Origin of the sequence: Protofrankia symbiont of Coriaria myrtifolia (assembly GCF_900634755.1) — a bacterium.
Classification (GTDB): Bacteria; Actinomycetota; Actinomycetes; order Frankiales; family Frankiaceae; genus Protofrankia; species Protofrankia coriariae.
Genome location: NZ_CAAAFS010000198.1, coordinates 1 through 20,385, shown reverse-complemented (window position 1 = coordinate 20,385; position 20,385 = coordinate 1). Strand labels below are relative to the sequence as shown.

Genomic DNA, 20,385 nt, shown 5'->3' with positions numbered 1-20,385 from the left:
GTGCGTCGCGGGGGTGGCCCGCTCGGGGTGGGGCGGGTATTGGGTTGTACGTGACATGTTTCACATGCGGGGTGTCGACTATTCGGTGCCGCTCGGATTCTCTTCTTGTACCGTTTTCTGCCGGAGCACGCTTTGTGTCCAGATGTGACCTGTAGGTGTCCGGTGTCGGCAAGGGAGCCCGCTGCGATGTTCATGATCGGGAGGCGCTCGTTATTGTCGTTCGCCGTGCTGGCTGCCGCGCTGGGCAGCCTGACCGGGCTGTTCGCCTGCGCCACCCCGAGGGCCCAGCCCGGTCGTGCGGGATCGGACCCCTGTACCTCACCGGGTGTCACCGACAGTGAGGTCAAGATTGGCCTGCTGTTCGACGACAGCGGGCCGACGTCGGCCGCCTATCGTACGTTCCGGGCCGGTGTCGAGGCGCGTCTCGGAGTGACCAACGCCGCGGGCGGCGTCCACGGTAGGAAGGTCGTGTATGCCTGGCGGGACGACGCCGGTTCTCCCGACGGGAACCGCGCCGGTGCTCGCGAACTCGTTCAGAACGAAGGGGTCTTCGGCATTCTGGAAACAGCGGGGGTGGTGGTCGGCTCCGCGCAGTATCTCGACGATCTCGAAGTCCCGGTCGTCGGGCTGGCCGGCGACGTCGACTGGAACAACCACGGCAACATGTTCTCCTGGCACTACTATTCGGCCACGCAGGGATCCTCCAGCGTCTGGGGGGATTTCGTCCGTAGCCAGGGCGGTACCCGCGCTCTGGTAGTGAACACCGAGCTGAGCGACGCCACGGAGATCTTCTATCAGAAGCTCAGAACAAGCCTGCAGGCGGCCGGTATCCGCGTCGAGGCGAACTTCACCGTGACCGCCAAGACAACCAGTTTCGGGGCACTGGCCGCGCAGATGAAGGCGGCGCGCCTCAACACCCTGGCCGGCATCGTCCTCCGGACATCCTCGCCCAGATTCTTCCGGCGGTCCGCGCCGCCGGTGTCAACCTCAAAGCGGTGATCGCTCCGTTCGGCTACGACCCGGCGTTGCTCAAGCAGCTCGGCCCGACCCTCGCCGGCACCGTCATCTACATCACTTTCGTCCCGTTCGAGGTGAACAGCCCCGCGCACCAGCGGATCATCGACGCGATGACGCGCTACGCCCCGCAGGTGCAGTCACCCGTCCAGGACAGCGCGGTCTTCGGCTGGCTGTCCGCCGACATGTTCCTGCGCGGCCTGGAGGCCGCCGGCCCCTGCCCGACCCGCCCGGGGTTCATCCAGGGGCTGCGCGGCGTGCGCGCCTACGACGGCGGCGGCCTGCTGCCCGCCCCGATCGACCTCGCGACGAACCGCGGGAAGGCCGCCAACTGCTACGACTTCGTCCGTGTCAGTGACGACGGCAGCCGCTTCCTGCCGCTGGACCCGGTGGTGCGCTGCGGCCTCCCCATCAGCGACACCCCCGTCAGCTGACGTCCTCCCGTCGCGCCCGTGCCTCGGCGTCGGGCCGCTGCGCCGGACGACCGGCACCGGGCCACGGGGGATGCGGCGCGGACAGCCAGTCGCACCACGCGCCGAGGCCGGCGCCGGTACGGGCGCTGATCTCCAGGCTGGTCGCGCCGGGATTGACATCGGTGAGGTTACGGCGGAAGAGCTCGAGATCGAAGTCCAGGTAGGGCAGCAGATCCACCTTGTTGATCAGGATGAGGTCGGCGGACCGGAACATGATCGGGTATTTCAGCGGTTTCTCCTCGCCCTCGGTGACCGAGAAGATCATCGCGCGCCGGTGCTCGCCGACGTCGAACTCGGCCGGGCAGACCAGGTTGCCGACGTTCTCGATGACGACAAGATCGAGAAGGTCCAGCGGCAGGCGCCCGATCGCCGAACGGACCATGGCGGCGTCCAGGTGGCACTCGCCGCCGAAGCCCTGACCGGTGTTGACCAGCGACACCACGGCGCCGAGCCCGTCGAGCCGGTCGGCGTCGATGCTGGTCTCGATGTCGCCCTCGATCACCCCGACCCGCAGCGTGGGGCACAGCCGGCGGAGGGTCTCCCGCAGCAGAGCCGTCTTGCCGGCGCCCGGCGCGGACATCAGGTTGACGACGTGTGCCCCGGCGGCGTCGAAGTCGTGGCGGTTCGCGGCGGCGAGCCGGTCGTTCTCGCCGAGGATCGCGGCCAGCACCTCGACACGCCGCGTCCCGGTCTCGTAGCCGGAATGATCTCCTATGCGCTCGTCCTGGCCGTGATGGTGATCGTTACGATGGTGATCGTGACTGTGGTGGTCGTCGTGCGTGCTGCCGTCGGTGTGCCAGTGGAATCGGCCCATGGTGATCCTCCTCCGGCCCGCGCCGCCGACCGAAGCCGCCGACCGTGAAACTCGTTGATCGAAGGTGTCGATCGAACCAGCCCGCGGCCGTTCACACCTCCTCGAGCTCCAGGGAAGTGATCAGAAACTCCTCGCCCCGCAGCACCGACACCTCGTGGCCGCCGCACTGCCCGCAGAGCATGACCGGCGCGCTCAGCGTCCAGGTGTGACCGCAGCCGACGCAGCGGACCCGCGCCGGCACGCTTTCGACCCGCAGCCGCGAGCCGTCCAGCGTGCTGCCCTGGATGACCAGCGACCAGCAGTGGACGAGGGTGTCCGGCACGATCTGCCGTAGCTGCCCGATCCGTACGTTCACGGTCCGTACCGGACGGTCACCGGCGTGCTCGACGACGATGCCGGCGATGGCGTGGCAGATCGACAGCTCGTGCACGGTGCGCTCCCTCCGCGGCTGCGCCCGGCCCGCCGGACGCGTCCGCCCCAGTTTTGATCATCTGGATCGCGCCCGCCGGTGGGCCCGGCGGCGCGGCGGGCGTGAGGTCGGCAACTTCACGATCAACGCGATGGTCCTGGCGCGCGGCGGATAGAAGATCGACATGGGACGGCTGGACGGGACGGCTGGAACGGATGGAGGCGCCCGGTGACGCAGCTCCCCGCGGGACCCGTCGGCGGCGGCACACCGGCTCGCCACGAACTGCTGCTGGTGGGCTGCGGCAACATCCTGCGTCGGGACGACGGCGTCGGGCCGGTCCTCATCCGGCACCTGTGGGAGCGAGGCATCCCCGACGGGGTGCGGGTCGTCGACGGCGGCACCGCCGGGATGGACGTGGCGTTCCGGATTCGTGCGGCCCGCCGGGTGGTCATCGTCGACGCCGCCCGCACCGGCGCGCGGCCGGGCACGATCTACCGTGTACCCGGCCCGGAGCTGGCCGATCTCCCGCCGCTGGCCGGCCTGCACAGCCACGCCTTCCGCTGGGACCACGCGCTGGCGCTCGCCACCTGGCTGGACGCGCACTGGCCGGACGAGCGGACGCCCGGCCCGCCACCGGCCCGGGAAGGTCAGCCGGCCCAGGAAGGCCGCGCGGCCTGGGAGGATCAGACGAGCGGCCGGTCACCGTTCGGGGAAGGGCGGGAAGGCAGCCCACCGCCGGTCGGGGAGGGGCGGACAGCCGGCCCGGTACCGGTGGCAGGCCGGCTCGGTTCGGCGGCGGCGAGCCGTCCTGACGAGGTCACGGTGTTCCTCATCGAGGCCGAGTGCGTCGACGCGGGCTGGGAGCTGTCCGCGGCGGTGCGCCAGGCCATGTGGGAGGTCATCGGCCTGATCGAACGGGACTTCCTGGCCGGGTTTCGCAGCCCGCGGACGGCGGACACGCGCCCGGGGTCCGGCCCGGCCGCCCGTGAGCATGGCAGGGGTGGCCGCAGGGCTGCCGCTGCCGCGCGTCCGGGGCCGTCCGTATGACGGCCGAAGGCGTCTGCCCGGTCGTCATCGGTCATGCGCGTGCTGGGGAGCATGGCCATCCCGGTGCTGTGTGGCGGCGGCGGGTGCGGGTCGAAGGCGTCGTGCAGGGGGTGGGGTTCCGGCCGTTCGTCCACCGGCTGGCCACCGCCCTCGGCGTCGACGGTTTCGTGGGCAACGACAGCGGCTCGGTGTTCATCGAGGTCCAGGGCAGCCCCGCGACGGTCGCGCAGTTCCTGCGGCGGCTGCGCGGTGACGCGCCAGCACCGGCGCGGGTCACCACCGTGCGGGTGGACGACGCCCCGCCGGTGACCGAAGAGGCCGGCTTCCGCATCGTGGCCAGCCGCGATGGCGGCGAGGGTGTTCGCGCCACCCACACCGTCGGCGCCGTTGTCCCCCCGGACACGGCGGTGTGTGACGACTGCGTACGCGAGCTGTTCGACCCGGCCGACCGCCGCTACCGTCATCCGTTCATCACCTGCACCGCCTGCGGCCCCCGGTTCACCATCATCCGGTCGCTGCCCTACGACCGGGCGGCCACCACCATGGCGGGCTTCCCGATGTGCTCGGCCTGCGCGGCCGAGTACCACGACCCGGCCGACCGCCGCTTCCACGCCCAGCCGGTGTGCTGCCCGGACTGCGGGCCGCGGCTGTCCTTCGTCCCCTTCACGCCCCTCGCATGCTCTGCCCCTGCCGTGGCCGATGGTCATCACAGCGTGACCGGGTTGTGGGACGCCGCTGAACTGGAGGCCGCCAGGCCGGCGGCGTCCTGCTCCGAGGCGATCGGAGCCGAGGCGATCGGAGCCGGGGTGCCGGGGGCGGCTGAGACGCCAGAGGTGGAGAAGACCGGGTCGGACGGGGCGCTGGCCGCGGCCCAGCAGGCGCTGGCCGATGGTCGCGTCGTCGCGGTGAAGGGGATCGGCGGCTACCACCTGGCCTGCCGGGCCGACAGCCCGGTGGCGGTGCAGCTGCTGCGCGAGCGCAAGGCGCGGGTGGGCAAGGCGTTCGCGGTGATGGTCCGGGATCTTGACGTGGCCCGGCGGCTCGCCGAGATCGGCCCGGCCGAGGCCGCGGTGCTGCGTGGCCCGGCCCGGCCGATCGTGCTGCTGCGGCGCCGGGCGGACGCTCCCGTCGCCGCGGACGTAGCGCCGGGCAACCCGCTGATCGGCCTGCTGCTGCCCTACTCGCCCCTGCACCACCTGCTGTTCGCCCAGGTGCCCGGCGCGGCCGTCGCGCCCCCGGCGTGCGTCGTGCTGACCAGCGCCAACCTGGCAGACGAGCCGATCTGCTTCGACGACACCGACGCCCGCGGCCGGCTGCCGGCGCTGGCCGACGCGATGCTCACCCACGACCGTCCGATCCTGCTGCCCTGCGACGACTCGGTGGTCCGCGTCGTCGACGGCCGCGAACTGCCGATCCGCCGCTCCCGCGGCCACACGCCCCTGCTGGTCGAGTTCGGCCGGACAGCGCCCGTGGGCAGCCGAAGTCGACCGGCGTCCGCGGGCAGGGTTGGGCGGGTGGCGGACCAGGATGGTTCGCGTCGGCCGGTCGAGGTGGTCCTGGCCGTTGGCGGGGAGCTGAAGAACACCTTTTGTGTCACCGACGGTGAGCGTACGTTCTGCTCGGCGCACGTCGGTGACATGGGCGGTCTGGCGACGCTGCGCGCCTTCGAGCAGTCGGTCGAGCAGCTCACCGCCGTGTACGCCATGCGCCCGGCACGGCTGGTCGCCGACGCCCACCCGGGATATTCGACCCGCCGCTGGGCCGAGCGCCACGCCGGTGACCGGCCACCGCTGCTCGTCCAACATCATCATGCGCATGTGGTCTCCCTGCTCGCCGAGCACGGCAGGCTGGGCGAACCGATCATCGGAGTGGCCTTCGACGGCACCGGCTACGGCATCGGCGGCACCGACAGCGCGGTCCCGAGCGGCGCGGGCCGGGACGGCGTACCCCGGGGTGGCGAGGTCCGGGGTGGCGAGGTCTGGGGCGGTGAGGTGCTGCTGCTCGGTGCGGACAGCCACCGCTTCACCCGCGTCGGCCATCTGCGCGCGGTGCCGCTGCCCGGCGGGGACACGGCCGTGCGCAACCCGTGCCGGATGGCGCTGTCCCACCTGGCCGCCGTCGGCATCCCGTGGGCGCCGGACCTGCCCGCGGTGGCCGCCTGCCGGCCCGCCGAACTGGCCGCGGTGCGCTCCCAGCTCGACAGTGGCATCGGCTGCGTCCCCTGCACCAGCATGGGACGCCTCTTCGACGCGGTGTCCGCCCTGCTGGGCATCTGCCACCGCGTCGAGTACGAGGGCCAGGCCGCGATCGCCCTCGAAGCGGCCGCGCTTGAGGCGGTCACCGTCCCGGCCGCGGGGATGCCGGAGGTGCCCGGGATATCGGGGCTGGCGGCGGCGCCACGGCTGGCGGTCGGCGCGGACGGTGTGCTCGACCCGGCGCCGCTGCTGCGCGCGCTGGTGGCCGGGCTGCGCGACGGCGTGCCGGTGGCGGTGCTGGCCGCGGCGTTCCACGAGGCGGTGGCCGACGCGGTCGCCGAGGTGGTGACCCGGGTCGGCCGGCAGCGAGGGGTGTCGCTGGCCGGCCTGACCGGCGGGGTGTTCCAGAACGTGCTGTTGCTGCGCGCCTGCCAGGAGCGGCTGCGCACCGCCGGATTCGACACGCTCGTCCACCACCTGGTGCCACCCAACGACGGCGGGCTCGCGCTCGGGCAGGCCGCGGTCGCGGTGCTGCGCCTGCGCGCCGGGGATGATGAGGAGAGGTGACCATGTGCCTGGGGATTCCGGGCCGGATCGTCGAGGTCTGGGACGAGAGCGGGACCAGGATGGCCCACGTCGCCTTTCCCGGTGAGACGCGGAAGGTGTGCCTGGCGTATCTGCCGGATCTCGCGGTCGACGACTACACCATGGTGCACGCCGGTTTCGCCCTGACCCGGCTCGACCGGCAGTCGGCACTGCACACGCTGGACGTGATGCGCGAATACGAGCTGATCGACGACACCGCGGCAGGCCACCTGACGGAAGTCGGGGAAATCGAGGAAAGAGAAGAGGAAAGAAAAGCCGAAGCAAAAAGAGGATTCCGGGAGACCGCGGAGACCGCGGAGGCCAGGAGATCCGGGGAAGCCTGGGAAACCGGGGGAGTCGGGAAAACCGGGGGAATGCGATGAGCGCGGTGGCGGTCACTGGTGACGACGATGCTGTGACAGGCCATCCCCGGAAGGCGCGGCAGGAGCCGGCGAACGTTCCAGAGGCGACCGCCGGCGCTGTCGGCGGCGTGGACGGCACCGACGACGGTGGGCTGACCGAGGATCTTGCGGCTGATCTCGCGGGGGCCTCGCTCGCGCTGGCCCGACGTTTTGCCGGCGGTGCCACCCTGTGGTGTCTGTCGCCGGCGTGGGGGCCGCACGCACACCATGTCGCGGTCGAGTTCGTCCACCCGACTGTCGTCGGCAAGCCGGCGCTGCCCGCGGTGGCCGTGACCGGCCCGGATCCCGTCGCCATGATCCGGCTGGCGGCCCGGCCCGGTGACGTCGTCCTTGCCGTGGCCGCCGCCGATGACCCGGTGGTGCGTGCCGTGCTGCGCCGGGCGCCGGCCTGGGAGACGGGCACGATATGGATCGGTAGCGGTCCGCGTCCGCCGGCCGGTACGGCTGATCATGTGCTGTGGCTGGACGACCCGGATCCGCTGCTGCCGGCCACCGGCCGGCTTGTGCTCCTCTACCACCTGCTGTGGGAACTGACCCACGTCTGCCTCGAGCACACCGCCGTGCTCCACCCGTCCGCGCGGGAGCAGACCGGCGGGACGTGTGTCACCTGCGGTGACGAAGGCCGCCTCGGCGAAGTGGTCACGCCCCGGGGAGCGGCCGACGGACGGGCACTGGTGCGTACCGCCACGGGGATGGAGCTCGTCAGCACCCTGCTGGTCGATCCGGTGGCCACGGGTGATCTGGTGCTGGTCCATGCCGCGACGGCGATCACCCGTCTCGACCAGGACGGTGAGTGATGGCCACCGAGCACACCGCGTTCCTGTACCCGTTCCTCGACCCCCAAGAGGACAACGGCGACGACCGGGACAGCAGCCCCCGGGCCGGCGCTGACCGGGACGACCGCGCCCGGCGCGACGGCGGCCACCGGAGGAGCGGCCAGCGGGATGACGGCCAGGACACCGGCGGCCGGGATGCCCGCGGCCGGAAGGAAGGCCGCGGGGACACCGGTGGCCGGGGGGACACGCTGGGTGCGTTGCTGGTCGAACTTGCCGACTCGGCGCGGGCGAAGGCCCGGGAGAGCGTGCGACTACAGCGCGCGACGCTGCGGGAGTGCGCCGGGTCGATCGCGGCCACCGCGGCGGAGATGGCACACCGTTTCGCCCGGGGCGGACGTATGTACACCTTCGGTAACGGCGGTAGCGCGACCGACGCCGCCACCCTGGCCGAGCTGTTCTCCCGCCCGCCGCACGGACGCCCGCTGCCGGCCTGGTCGCTGGCCGCGGACCAGGCGGTGGTCACCGCGCTCGGCAACGACGTCGGATTCGAGCGGGTGTTTGCCCGGCAGCTCATCGCGCACGCCGGCCCGAACGACATCGCGGTGGCGCTGTCGACCAGCGGCGACTCGTCCAACCTGCTGGCCGGGCTGGCCGAGGCCGGCCGTCGGGGCGCGCTCACCGTCGGCTTCGCCGGGTACGACGGCGGCCGGTTCGCCGCCGACGGCGTGGTCGACCGCTGCTTCGTCGTCCACTCGCAGAGCGTGCACCGCATCCAGGAGTCGCACGCCCTGCTCGGCCACCACCTGTGGGCCGCGACGCAGCGGCGGATGGCAGACCATCCGGCTGCGCCCCCGATGTCCCCGATGGCGGGGGAGAACGCCCGATGACCGTGGCGGATCGGGCCGGCCGAACGGAGCGAGCAGATCGAACAGATCGTCCGAACCGGAAGGATCACCCCGACCGAGCGGACCGGATGATCCCGGCGGGTCGAACTGGCCGAACAACTGACCGAACAGGCGCGACGAGCAGAACGGGCCGGGTGAGTCAGGCGAATCAGGCGAATCAGGCGGGCCAGGCGAAGTCGGCGGGCCGGGTGGAGGCGGAGAAGGCGGGCCGCGGAGGCGGTACCCGGGGCGGGAACATCCGCGCGGAGGTCATCCAGGAGGGGGCTGCCCACGGGGACGGGGAGGCGGACGAGGCGCTGGTGCCGGCGCGGGTCGAGACGTTCCGACGGCGCCGGCCGCGGGCGCTCGGCGAGGTGGTGACCTCGGCGCACGGGGCCGGCGGGAGCGCGTCGGCGGAACTGATCGAGGCGGTCTTCGTCGATGCCTTCCGCAACCCCGCGCTCGACGCGCTGGGGGACGGCGCGGTCCTGTCGCTGCCGTCGGGGGAGTCGCTGGCCTTCAGCACCGACTCCTTCGTGGTCCGACCGCTGCGTTTCCCCGGCGGCTCCATCGGTGACCTGGCGGTGCACGGCACCGTCAACGACCTGGCGATGACGGGGGCGCGGCCGTTGTGGCTGTCCGCGGCATTCGTGATCGAGGAGGGTTTCCCCGTCGACGAACTGCGCCGCGTCGCCGGGGACATGGCCGAGGCGGCACGGGCCGCCGGGGTGGAGGTGGTGACCGGGGACACCAAGGTCGTCGACACCGGCACCGCCGACGGGCTGATCATCACGACCGCCGGGGTGGGGCTCGTCCCGCCCGGCCGGCAGCTGGCCGCGCGGCGGGTGCGGCCGGGGGACCGGGTGCTGGTGTCCGGCACGATCGGCGAGCACGGGATGGCGGTCATGATCGCCCGCGGCAACCTGGCGATCGACGCCGCCATCCGCTCCGACACCGCGGCGGTCGACGCGCTGGTGGAGGAGTTGCTGGCGGCGGCGCCGTCGACGCGGTGGCTGCGTGATCCCACCCGGGGCGGGGTGGGGACGGCCTGCAACGAGCTGGCCCGGGACAGCGGCCTCGGGGTTCTGCTCGACGAGCGCTCCGTGCCGGTGCGCCCCGACGTGCGCGGCGCCTGCGAGCTGCTCGGCATCGACCCGCTCCACGTTGCCAACGAGGGCAGGTTCCTCGCGGTGGTACCGCCCGAGCAGGCCCCGGCGGCGCTGGCCGCGCTGCGGGAGCATCCGCGGGGCCGGTCGGCCGCGGTCATCGGGGAGATCACCGAGGGGCCGGCCGGGATCGTCGCGATGCGCACCGCCCTGGGCGGCACCCGGATCGTGGACATGCTGGTCGGCGACCCGCTACCCCGCATCTGCTGACCATGCCAACCCGCCCGGCCAGACGGCGACCCGCCCGTCCTGTTCTGATCAAAAGAATGAGTACGGAAGTGGCTGCTGTAGCGACCACTTGTTCCCTCGTTCTCGTGGTGCGACGTTATTTGATCATGAAATTTCTGGTTGCTGCCGGAACGGGTGCGCGTTGCGCGGCCGGCGTTCCGGGGGTGCGAGGCGATCGGGGCCGGTGCCTGCGGTGGCCAGCCGAGCCTCGTGGCGACGTGCGGTGAGGGCGACGTGTGGTGGAAGGCAGAGGCGGGTGTCGCCAGGTGGTGGCATCACGCCGTGGCACGAGGAGGCCGTTGATGTGCCTGGGGATTCCCGGCCGGCTTGTCGAGATCGTCGACGCGGGCCAGCATCTCGCGACGGTCGATGTCAGCGGGGTGCGGCGGACGATCAGCATTCGGCTGGTCGCGGCGGACGGGCCCCAGGTCGGGGACTGGGTGCTGGTGCACGTCGGGTTTGCCCTGGCGGTGATCGACGAGGCCGAGGCGACGCGCACGCTCGAGGCGATGGAGAAGCTGGGCGCGGCCTACCAGGACGAGATCGAGGCGTTCGGATCGTCCGCGATCCCCTGACCGCCGTGCCTGCCGTGGCTGTTTCCGCCGCTGTCGTACAGATCGTTTCGGCTCGCCGGTCGTAACCGTAAGCCGTCACCGCAAGGAGGATCCGTGATGCGCTTCGTCGACGAGTTCCGCGATCCCGCGGCCGCGCGTGCGCTGGTGGCCGCCATCGCGGAGCTGGCCGGGACGGACAGCTACGCGTTCATGGAGGTGTGCGGCGGCCACACCCACACCATCTACCGGCACGGCATCCAGCATCTGCTGCCCGAGTCGGTGGAGCTGGTGCACGGGCCGGGCTGCCCGGTGTGCGTCATACCGATGGGACGGGTCGACGACGCCATCTGGCTGGCCGAGCAGCCGGGGGTCGTCCTCACCTCGTTCGGCGACATGATGCGGGTGCCCGGTGGCCGCGGCAGCCTGCTGGAGGCCAGGGCGCGCGGGGCGGACGTCCGCTTCGTGTACTCCCCGTTGGACGCGCTCGGGGTGGCCCTGGACAACCCGGACCGGCATGTCGTGTTCTTCGCGGTCGGGTTCGAGACCACCGCCCCGTCCACCGCGGTGACGCTGCTGCGGGCCCGTGAGCTGGGGCTGACCAACTTCAGCGTGTTCTGCAACCACGTCACGATCATCCCGCCGCTGCGGGCGATCCTGCGCTCGCCCGACCTGCGGCTGTCGGGCTTCATCGGCCCGGGGCATGTCTCGACCGTGGTGGGCAGCCGGCCGTACCGCTTCGTCCCCGAGGCGCACGGCAAGCCTGTCGTGGTGGCTGGCTTCGAGCCGCTGGACGTTCTCGCCGCGGTCGCGATGCTGCTCCGGCAGATCCGGCAGGGACGCTGCGAGGTCGAGAACCAGTACGGCCGGGTGGTGCGCGAGGAGGGCAATCCCCAGGCGCTGGCGCTGATGGCGCGGGTGTTCGAGCTGCGGCCCCATTTCGAGTGGCGTGGGCTGGGCTTCATCGCGCAGAGCGCGCTGCGGCTCACCGACGACTTCGCGCGGTTCGACGCCGAGCGGCGGTTCGACATGCCCGGCGTCCGCGTCGCCGACCCCAAGGCGTGCCAGTGCGGGGAGGTCCTCAAGGGCGCCCTCAAACCGTGGGAGTGCAAGGTGTTCGGCACCGCCTGCACACCGCAGACCCCGATCGGCACCTGCATGGTCTCCTCGGAGGGCGCCTGCGCGGCCTACTACACCTTCGGACGGATGGCCCTGCGGTGAGCGTGTCCCGCGACGAGGACGGCGCGCGGATGTTCGCCCGTTACGCTTACGCGCCGAACGAGCTCGGTTACTGCGGCCCGGCCGACGCGCCGCGGACACTGCTGACCGCCGGTGCCGCCGGTGCCGCGGGAGCGGCCGGAGCGATGGGTGCCGCGAGTGCGACCGGCTCCGCTGGAGCCGGCGGAGTCGGCGGAGCTGGTGCCACGGAGGGTGATCTGCGGGCGTTGGCCCGCCGCTTCCACGGAGCATGGCCGTACCTGCGGATTCTGGCCCGGCTCAACGGTATCGACGACCCGCTCGACCGCCGGGTGGTCGAGGCGTACTGGCTCGGCGGCGGCGTGTCGGAGGCGGTCGACCCCCGCGAGTTCGGCGCGGCGCTGCTGGCTGTGATCGGTCCGCAGGCCGGGTGGTACTGGCGGCACCTCACCCCGCGGATTCTTGACGAGGCCGCGCCGAACCACTGCTTCCACGTCTTCGGGGTCTACCCCTGGTCCCGGCTGCTGGACTCGCCGGACCCCACCTGGCCACTGCACGTGCTGGACAGCTGCCGGATTCGGTGGGGGCAGGTGACGGAACGCGATGGCGATCATGTCGTGGTGCGCTCCGCGGGCCTGACCTGGGAGAACGGCCGGCTCGGACTGTCCGGGCCCCGGCCGCTGCGGGCCGCGCTCGTCGCCGGCGGTGTCAGCTTCGCCCCCGACGTGCGACCGGGGGAGTGGGTCGCCCTGCACTGGGACCGGGTCAGCGGCCGGCTCACCGACAGGCAGGCCACGACGCTGCGCCGCGACACAGTGACCCAGCTTGAGCTCACCAACCGCCGCCTGGCCCGGACCCGGGAGGCCGGCCCGGCCGGGGAAGCGCTCACCCGACAGGTGCGGGACGACGCCTGACGGGTGGCGCGGCGGCGCGGCCCATGACATCCGGCCTCCGGCTTCCCTGTAGCCTCTGGCCTCCGGCTTTCAGCCTCTGGCCTCCGGTTTCTGGCCCGCTGTTGCTGCCCGCTGATCGCCGCTGCCCGCCGCTGGCGGTGGGCTGACATGGGCGGTGCGGATCGGTTGACATGATTGGTCCAACCATCATACCGTTCTGTCAACAAAATGTGACATAGGTCAAAGCGTTGCCTGGGGCCGCCTGAGATCCATCCGATCGGATGGTCATCCGCTGGTCATCCGCGTCGCGTGAGCACGGCGCTCGTCCGCGGGGTTCCCGTCGCGGGGGTCGACGCCGGCCTGAGGAGCGATCGCTCGAGCGAACTCGGGAACGTCTCCCGCGAGTGGTGGGCCAGGCCAGCAGACACCATCCACGTCCGCTGTCCGCGCACGAGTACTCACAACCCTGAGGAGAACGATGAGCGAGACCGCCACCGACGCTGGTCTGGACGCTGCTCTGACCGTCGCCGAGGAGTTCGTCTATCGGGCCGAGCTCAGTCCGCCGCTGGCGGTCGGAACCGGTCCCTTCGGAACCCGGCTGTTCTTCGGCTTCGCCGGCGGCCGCGTGACAGGCAGGCGGATCAACGCCGACGTGCTGGCGGACAGCGGCGGCGACTGGGTCCTCATCGGCCTGGACGGTTTCGGGCGTATCGACGTGCGGGGCCTGTGGCGTACCGATGACGACGCGACCATCTACGTCCAGTACACCGGCCTCGTCGAGATGAACGAGGCCGTCGGGACCGCGTTACAGACCGGTGGCACGACCAGCCACACCGACCAGTATCTGAGTATCACCCTTCGGTTCGAGACCGGTGACGAGCGATACGCCTGGCTGCAGCGCCGTGTGTTCGTCGGCCGTGGGCGTCTTGTCAACGGCGCGATCGAGTTCGGTGTCTTCCGAATCGACTAGCCGAATCGACTAGCCGAGTTGACAGGGCGGGTCGACTCGGCCAGTCGACCGGGCGTGACCGACCGAGATTCACCCGGGGCCGGGCGAATGGGCCTCTCCGGAGGGATTTTATCCCGATGGAGGTACCAGGTTGACTCTTATGAGGGGAGCGCGCCAGAGCGCGGAAGATTACGGTCGGACGCGTAGCGCATGCCTTGGGAGGCGTTGTGACCCTGACGGGTGCTGAAGATGCCGATGTCGTCATTGTTGGCGCGCGACTTGCCGGTACGGCCACGGCGGTGCCGCTTGCGCGGGCCGGGCGAAAAGTGATCCTGCTGGACAGGACGAGCTTCCCGTCGGATCAGCTGTCGACGCACGTCCTGGTACCCAGCGGCGTGTCGGAACTGCAACGCATGGGCGCGCTGCCGCACATTCTGAAGCTCGGCCCCGCGCAGGCCCGCTATCTGGGTGTCACGGTTGGCGATATTCGTTTACGTGAGCGTTTCGCCACGGTGGACGGGATCGACTACGGGGTCTGCGTCCCGCGGTACGACCAGGACGTGTGCCTGGTCACCGCCTGCCGCGAGGCCGGTGCCGACGTACGTGAGAAATCCGTGTTCGAGGACGTGCTCTGGGAGAACGGCCGAGCCGTCGGTGTGCGCTACCGGCACAACGGGCGAAAGTATGAAATCCGGGCCAGGCTCGTGGTCGGCGCGGACGGCAGGCAGTCCAGGACCGCGGCGGCCGTCGGCGCCTGGACACCTTATCGGGGGTCGAAGAACGGGCGGGGATTCGCCTTCCGCTACATGGACGACCCCGCGTTGGACACGATCCACCACGAGATCTACGGCATATACCGCAGTGGCCCGCGCATTGTTCTGACCCTGCCGTCAAGCCCACGCGGACGGCTGCTCGTGGTGTTCATGACCCCGGCGGACGACATTCCCCGTTTCCAGCAGGGCGGCGAGCGGTTCTGGCAGGAGGCCGTCGCCGAGGAGCCCGAGGTCGCGGAGCGGATCAGCGGCGCCCAGAATGTAAGCCAGCTCCGGTCGACCAGAAAACTGGCCTCCTACTACCGGCGGTCAAGCGGACCCGGGTGGGCGCTGGCGGGTGACTCCGGGCATTTCAAGGATCCCGTCGCAGGTCAGGGACAGCGTGACGCCCTGCGTCACGGGCGGCTTCTCGGTGAGGCGGTCAACGCCGTCCTCGACGATCCGGCGGCGCTCGACAGAGCTCTCTGTGCGTGGGAGAAGAACCGGGACGACGACACACGCAGCAGCTATCACTGGGGTAACCGGGAGTCCCGTCCGGACGCTCCCTCCGCGCTGATCCGCGAAGTTCTGCGGACGTTCGGGGACAGGGGCGAGGGCCGGCCGGACTTCAGCGACACCTTCAACCGGACGCGGAAGGTCGAGCACGTGATCGGGCCGTCAAGGATGGTCCGTGGCCTGGTCCGGGCGCTGGCCGCCCCCGGTGCGGACCGCCGCGGCATCCTGCGGGAGGTCGCGGGCGAGATCCCGACGGAGCTCGCCATTCGCTGGGAAACTCGGTTCGGCGGATTCCGTTACGACGGCTGGGCGCCGTCCGAACGGCCGGGCTGGTCGGTGGGGGAGCCGCCCCGGCCACGGACGGCCGAGGCGGAAGCCGTGCCCCAGCCGGCGCCGTGAGGGCTGTTTCTCGTCCACGGTTCCCTGCGCCGAAGTGGCACCGAGGTGGCACCGGAGTGACTCCGAAGCGGTACTGACGGTCCGCGGGACGAGGCTCGCGGACGGTCCGCCGGCTGGCCCAGGCGCCACGCCAGGTGATCCAGGACGGCCCCGCGGGAACGCCGCCGTGCCCTCCGCCTGGCCCGGGGCCGCGTCATGACTTACCCCTCGGACCGCCGGCGGCGCCGGCGAGAAATACACGGCCGCAGTCGCGTCGTTCCGTTGCCAGGCGATTACCAGCACCGGCGGGACCGGCTATTTTCTTAACAGCCTGCAAACCAGTCTAAAGCCATTCTTGTGCCACGCTGGACGGCGCTTCCCGCAGGGTTGACCGCTGTTCGGGTCCGCGTGTTTTCTCCTGGCAGGTCCGGTCACCTGGTACCTGGCATCCACGTGCGGGCCGGGCCGAAGGTGCCTTCGTCATTTCGGGAACGGAGTTTTCTGGTGGACACGCGGAGAAGATTTCTGTCGTTGTCCGCGGGGTCCTTTGTGGCGCTGCTCGCCGGTTCCGCGGTGAGCGCGTGCGGCACCGGGGAGGACCAGGCGGGTAACGACGGTACGCCGCGGCTGGGCGGCCGTCTCGTCTTCGCCGAGCCGACCTCACCGATCGGCTGGGACCCGCAGGTCGGCACCGAGGACGTGCTCGGCCTGATCCTGCGCCCGGTGTTCGACTCGCTGGTTTCCGAGACGCCGGACGGCAGGTATCTGCCGTGGCTGGCGACGTCCTGGACGGTGTCGGACGACGGGCTGGCCTACACGTTCGTACTGCGCGAGGACGTGACCTTCAGTGACGGCACCCCGTTCGACGCGAACGCGGTCAAGGCGAACTTCGACCGGGTGGTCGCGCCCGAGACGAAGTCCAGGTACGCCAAGTCGCTGATCGGGCCGTACAAGGCGAGCACGGTGCTGGACCCCCGCCGGGTCGAGGTCACGCTGAGCAGGCCGTACTCGCAGTTCCTGCACGCGGTCAGCCGGCCCTACCTCGGCTTCCACTCGCCCAGGGCGCTCGCGGAGCATCCGGACTCCCTCGGCTCCGGCGGCCAGTTCACGGTGAGCACCGGCCCCTACGTCTTCACCTCGGTGGTGCAGGGCCAGCAGGCCGTCTTCACCAGGCGCGAGGGCTACAACTGGGGGCCGGGCACGGCCAGGCACACCGGCCGGCCCTACCTGGACGGGTACACCGTCCAGTTCGTCATCGACGACCAGAGCAGGGTCGCGGCGGCGACCTCGGGGCAGATCGGCATCGCCGACCAGGTCCCGGCGGCGCAGCTGGCCGGGCTGCGCCGGCAGACGTCGGTGACCCTGATCAGCCGTGACGTGCCGGGGTCGCCGTACACCTACTATCTGAACACCCGCCGGCCGCTGTTCCAGAACGTCGACGCCCGGCGGGTGATCCTGTACGGGGTGGACGTCGCGTCCATCACGGGCGGGCTGTTCCAGGGCCAGTACCAGCGCGCCGGCTCGATCCTGAGCCCGTCGACCCGCAGCTACGACGACAGGCTGGCGTCGAGCTGGGGCTACGACCGGGCCAGGGCGGAACGCCTGCTCGACAGCCTCGGCTACACCGGCCGGGACGGCGACGGCTACCGGACGAAGGACGGTGCCCGGTTCAGCCTGCAGTTCCCCTTCGCCACCGCCAACACCACCTCCGAGCGCCGCAACTACGACACCGCCTTCCAGGCCGAGCTGAAGAAGATCGGCGTCGAGGTCGTGTTCACCGAGCTGGACGCGCCCACCTACATCAAGCGGACGCTGGCCGGCGACTACGACGTGAGCGGGCTGGCCTGGGGCGGCTCCGATCCCTCGGTCCTGGGGAACCTGTTCTCCGCCAGGAGCCTGGTCACCCAGGGTGGCGGCAACAAGGCATGGGTCGACGACCCCGGGCTGGAGGCGCTGCTCGACGAGGCGTCCAGGACGATCGACCTGAACAAGCAGAACGATCTCTACCGGAGGGTGCAGGCCCGGGTCATCGACCAGGCCTACGGCCTGCCCACCTACGTGGCGAAACGCAGCCTGGCGGTGCGCCTGACAGCGCACGGGCTGGAGTTCGACTCGGCGGGCTGGCCGTTCCTGTACGACGTGTGGGTCGGCGGCGCATGATCGCGGCGGTGCTGCGGCACGTCGGCAGGCGGCTGGCGGCCGGTGTGCTCGTCCTGTGGGGGGCGGCCACCCTGACCTTCGTCGCCCTGCACCTGGTGCCGGGCGACCAGGCGGACGCGATCCTCGGCCCGAGCCTGACCGCGACACCCCAGCTGCGCGCCCAGGTGATCGCGGACTACGGGCTCGACCGGCCGGTGGTCGTGCAGTACCTCGACTATCTGGGGTCGTTGCTGACCGGTGACCTGGGCCGCTCGTACCAGCGGGACATGCCGGTCGAGCGGCTGCTCGCCGACCAGGTCCTGCCGACGATGCAGCTCGCCGTGTCCGCCGCGCTCGCGGGCCTGGCGCTCGCCATGATCGCCGTGGTGGTGACCGCCGCCAGCGGCCGGGTCGGCCGTACAGCCGCCACCGTGCTCGATCTGGTGGTCGCGTCCGTGCCGAACTTCTGGCTCGGGCTCGTGCTGTTGACCCTGTTCTCCTTCCGCTTCCCGATCTTCCCGTCGATCGGCGCGAGCGGTGGGCTCGGTCTGGTGCTGCCGACGCTCACCCTCGCGCTGCCGCTGGGGGCGACGCTGGCGCAGGTCATGCGCCAGGAGCTGGAGCGGGCCGACCGCGCCCCGTTCGCGCTGAGCGTGCGGGCGCGGGGGGCGGGCGAGCTGCGGCTGGTGCTAGCGCACACGCTGCGTCACGCCATCACCCCGGCGGTGACCCTGTCGGCCTGGATCGTCGGCTCGCTGATCGGCGGCACCGTGCTGGTGGAGAACATCTTCGCCCGCCCGGGAATCGGCCGGCTGCTGGTCGGCGCGGTGGTGTCGAAGGACATCCCGGTGGTGACCACCGTGGTGCTGCTCTCCGCGGTGACGTTCGTGCTGATCAACACGGTGGTCGACCTGCTGTACCCGGTGATCGACCCCCGGCTGCGGGCGGAGCGCGCGCGATGAGCGTCGAGCTGGAGCTCGAGCGGGTCGCGACGGCGCCTCCCGCGCTGGTGGGCCGCCGGCAGCGCGCGGTCCTGCTGGCCGGCATCGTGCTGCTGGTGGTGTTCGCCGCGGTGATGCTCGTCCCGTCCCTGTTCACGGCGGGTGCCCCGGACGTCACCGACACCGCGCGCACCTTCCGGTCGCCGTCGCTGACGCACCCGTTCGGCACCGACCAGCTTGGCCGGGACGTCTACACCAGGGTCGTGCACGGGGCCCGGATCTCCCTGCTGACCGGGATCGGCGCCGTGATCATCGGCGTCGGCGGGGGGATCCTGCTCGGGCTGGTGTCGGCCGCGGCGGGCCGCGTCGTGGACGGGGTGCTGATGCGCTTCGTCGACGTGCTGCTCGCGTTTCCCGAGCTCCTGCTGGCGCTGCTGGTGGTGGCCATCATCGGCCGCGGGTCGGCGAACGTGGCACTGGCGATCGGCCTCGCGGCGGTCCCGCACTTCGCCCGGCTGGTGCGCGGCCAGGCGTTCGCGGTGATCCGCTCGGAGTACGTCGAGGCCGCACGCGGGCTCGGGGTGCCGCCCTGGCGCTACCTGACCCGTCACGTGCTGCCCAACGTGGCCGGGCCGTTGGTGGTGCTGGCGTCCATCGGCACCGGTTCGGCGATCACCGCGGCCGCGGGCCTGAGCATCCTCGGCCTCGGGCCGGCGGCACCGTCGCCGGAATGGGGCGCCATGCTGGCCGACGGCCAGGAGTACCTGGGCACCGCGTGGTGGATCGCGGTGTTCCCCGGCCTCGCCGTGGTCGCCGTGGTCCTGACGCTGACCCTGCTGGGACGCAACATCCAGGCCCGCGCCATCCGCTGATCCCAGGCCGCTGATCGCGGATCGCTGATCTCGGGTCGATGATCTCAGGCCGACGCGGGGGCGGTGAGGCCCACGGCGGCGGCCAGCCGGCGGAACGACGCCACCCGGTCGGCCGGCTCGTGGGTGTTGGTCACCAGCATCACCTCGTCGGCCCCGCTCGCCTCGGCCAGAGCCGTCAGCTGGTCGGCCACCTCCGCCGGTCCACCGACCAGGTCCGAGCGCAGGTCGAGGCGGTCCCGCACGGCGTGTTCCGGCTCGCTGAACCGGTAGGCGAGCGCCTTGTGCACCGGCACCAGCGCCGCAGCGTCACCGGCGAGCTGCCGCACGTTGGCCAGCCGCTCCGGCGAGGCGAGCGCCTCGGCGTGCTCCCGGTCGTCACCGACCCACGCCCGGAGCACCACGATCGCGTACGGGTGATCGCCGTCGCGGGCCGGGGTGAACCGCTGCCGATAGAGCCGCAGTCCCTCGACGGCCAGGGCCGGGTCGCGGAAGCCGGCGGTCATCGCGTACGGGAGGCCGAGAGCGGCGGCCGTCCGTGCGGCGGACGCGCTGGAGCCGAGCAGGTACACCGGCGGCAGCGGCACGTCGTCCGGCATTACCCGGATATCGGCGGCACCGGCCGCGGCCCCGGCGGGGAATTCCCGCCGGCCGCCGAAAGCGAGCAGTTCCCGCAGGCTCGCGTCGAACGCGTCCCTGTCCTGGTGGGGCCCGCTGGCGGGGGCCGGGTCCCGTTGTGGCCCGCTGGTGAGGGCCGCGCCGGTGACCGCGTCGGTCGCCCCGGTCGCGCGGCCGACGCCCAGGTCGATCCGGCCGGGATACAGCGTGTGCAGAATGCGGAACTGCTCCGCCACGTGCAGCGGTGTGTGATTCGGCAGCATCATGCCGCCCCGCCCCGACCCGAGACCGGGTGGTGGCCGAGGCGATGGCGCCGATGAGGACTTCCGGCGCGGAGATCGCCCGGCTGGCGGTGCCGTGATGCTCCGCGACCCAGTACCTGGCGTAGCCGGCCGTGTCGAGTTCCCTCGCCACCGTGACGGAGTCGTGGATGGCCTGCCGCGGGCCGGCGTCGCGGCGTACCGGCCCCTGGTCGAGCACGGACAGCACGGTCAATCGAGTTCCTCGGCAGGCTCTGGTGGGCTGCTGGGCTGGTGTACCGGGCAGCCTTTTCAGGGGTGGCCCCGTCG

16 protein-coding genes and 3 pseudogenes are annotated in these 20,385 nt (G+C 71.6%); 15 read left to right on the top strand and 4 right to left on the bottom strand.

The annotated features are described in order from the left end of the window. Positions 1 to 186: 186 nt before the first annotated feature. Positions 187 to 1,448, top strand: a pseudogene (locus CM1CMNOD_RS24415) (ABC transporter substrate-binding protein). On the opposite strand, the gene hypB reads toward CM1CMNOD_RS24415, so the two are convergent. Then, positions 1,441 to 2,301: a hydrogenase nickel incorporation protein HypB gene (hypB, locus tag CM1CMNOD_RS11245; RefSeq protein WP_013873770.1), complete on the bottom strand. Its 861-nt coding sequence runs from the start codon at positions 2,299 to 2,301 to the stop codon at positions 1,441 to 1,443. The pseudogene CM1CMNOD_RS24415 and the gene hypB sit on opposite strands and share 8 nt — an antisense overlap. A 91-nt stretch (positions 2,302 to 2,392) precedes the next feature. After that, a complete protein-coding gene (locus tag CM1CMNOD_RS11240) occupies positions 2,393 to 2,731 on the bottom strand; it encodes a hydrogenase maturation nickel metallochaperone HypA (RefSeq protein ID WP_013873769.1) in 339 nt (112 codons plus the stop codon). Between the two features lie 207 nt (positions 2,732 to 2,938). Here CM1CMNOD_RS11240 and CM1CMNOD_RS22435 point away from each other — a divergent pair, with 207 nt between their 5' ends. The 14 genes and pseudogenes from CM1CMNOD_RS22435 (at position 2,939) to CM1CMNOD_RS11170 (ending at position 19,201) form a co-directional block, all read left to right on the top strand. Further along, positions 2,939 to 3,757, top strand: coding sequence for a hydrogenase maturation protease (locus CM1CMNOD_RS22435; protein ID WP_013873768.1), 819 nt, complete (start codon positions 2,939 to 2,941; stop codon positions 3,755 to 3,757). After that, complete coding sequence (locus tag CM1CMNOD_RS11230; protein ID WP_013873767.1) at positions 3,754 to 6,519, top strand: carbamoyltransferase HypF; 2,766 nt, start codon at positions 3,754 to 3,756, stop codon at positions 6,517 to 6,519. The genes CM1CMNOD_RS22435 and CM1CMNOD_RS11230 overlap by 4 nt, the downstream gene beginning before the upstream one ends. Before the next feature lie 2 nt (positions 6,520 to 6,521). Next, positions 6,522 to 6,761, top strand: a pseudogene (locus CM1CMNOD_RS24000) (HypC/HybG/HupF family hydrogenase formation chaperone); the annotation flags it as partial. 155 nt (positions 6,762 to 6,916) lie between these two features. Then, positions 6,917 to 7,756: a hypothetical protein gene (locus CM1CMNOD_RS11220; RefSeq protein WP_013873765.1), complete on the top strand. Its 840-nt coding sequence runs from the start codon at positions 6,917 to 6,919 to the stop codon at positions 7,754 to 7,756. Beyond that, the gene (locus CM1CMNOD_RS11215; protein WP_013873764.1) at positions 7,756 to 8,622 is read left to right on the top strand and encodes a D-sedoheptulose-7-phosphate isomerase; all 867 of its coding nucleotides are present in this window, start codon (positions 7,756 to 7,758) and stop codon (positions 8,620 to 8,622) included. The genes CM1CMNOD_RS11220 and CM1CMNOD_RS11215 overlap by 1 nt, the downstream gene beginning before the upstream one ends. Positions 8,623 to 8,936: 314 nt before the next feature. Then, a complete protein-coding gene (hypE, locus tag CM1CMNOD_RS11210) occupies positions 8,937 to 9,995 on the top strand; it encodes a hydrogenase expression/formation protein HypE (protein WP_131772505.1) in 1,059 nt (352 codons plus the stop codon). 320 nt (positions 9,996 to 10,315) lie between these two features. Next, positions 10,316 to 10,588 (top strand): HypC/HybG/HupF family hydrogenase formation chaperone, encoded by a 273-nt coding sequence (locus CM1CMNOD_RS11205; protein WP_013873762.1) that lies wholly within the window; start codon positions 10,316 to 10,318, stop codon positions 10,586 to 10,588. Positions 10,589 to 10,684: 96 nt separating this feature from the next. Next, positions 10,685 to 11,785, top strand: a complete 1,101-nt coding sequence (gene hypD, locus CM1CMNOD_RS11200) for a hydrogenase formation protein HypD (protein WP_013873761.1) — start codon at positions 10,685 to 10,687, stop codon at positions 11,783 to 11,785. Next, on the top strand, positions 11,782 to 12,675 hold the full coding sequence (locus CM1CMNOD_RS11195; protein WP_013873760.1) for a DUF6390 family protein: 894 nt from the start codon (positions 11,782 to 11,784) through the stop codon (positions 12,673 to 12,675). The genes hypD and CM1CMNOD_RS11195 overlap by 4 nt, the downstream gene beginning before the upstream one ends. 457 nt (positions 12,676 to 13,132) lie before the next feature. Then, positions 13,133 to 13,624 (top strand): DUF3237 domain-containing protein, encoded by a 492-nt coding sequence (locus CM1CMNOD_RS11190; RefSeq protein ID WP_013873759.1) that lies wholly within the window; start codon positions 13,133 to 13,135, stop codon positions 13,622 to 13,624. Positions 13,625 to 13,830: 206 nt separating this feature from the next. After that, positions 13,831 to 15,270, top strand: coding sequence for an NAD(P)/FAD-dependent oxidoreductase (locus CM1CMNOD_RS11185; protein WP_013873758.1), 1,440 nt, complete (start codon positions 13,831 to 13,833; stop codon positions 15,268 to 15,270). 483 nt (positions 15,271 to 15,753) lie between these two features. Then, a complete protein-coding gene (locus CM1CMNOD_RS11180; protein ID WP_013873757.1) occupies positions 15,754 to 17,409 on the top strand; it encodes an ABC transporter substrate-binding protein in 1,656 nt (551 codons plus the stop codon). Continuing rightward, complete coding sequence (locus tag CM1CMNOD_RS11175) at positions 17,406 to 18,350, top strand: ABC transporter permease (RefSeq protein ID WP_013873756.1); 945 nt, start codon at positions 17,406 to 17,408, stop codon at positions 18,348 to 18,350. Before CM1CMNOD_RS11180 ends, CM1CMNOD_RS11175 begins: the two co-directional genes overlap by 4 nt. Then, a complete protein-coding gene (locus tag CM1CMNOD_RS11170; protein WP_013873755.1) occupies positions 18,347 to 19,201 on the top strand; it encodes an ABC transporter permease in 855 nt (284 codons plus the stop codon). Before CM1CMNOD_RS11175 ends, CM1CMNOD_RS11170 begins: the two co-directional genes overlap by 4 nt. A gap of 44 nt (positions 19,202 to 19,245) precedes the next feature. Here the strand turns inward: CM1CMNOD_RS11170 and CM1CMNOD_RS11165 are convergent, their stop codons facing one another. Further along, positions 19,246 to 20,082, bottom strand: a complete 837-nt coding sequence (locus CM1CMNOD_RS11165) for an MsnO8 family LLM class oxidoreductase (protein WP_258165196.1) — start codon at positions 20,080 to 20,082, stop codon at positions 19,246 to 19,248. Positions 20,083 to 20,152: 70 nt separating this feature from the next. Next, positions 20,153 to 20,230: pseudogene (locus CM1CMNOD_RS23630) on the bottom strand (hypothetical protein); the annotation flags it as partial. Positions 20,231 to 20,385: the final 155 nt, after the last annotated feature.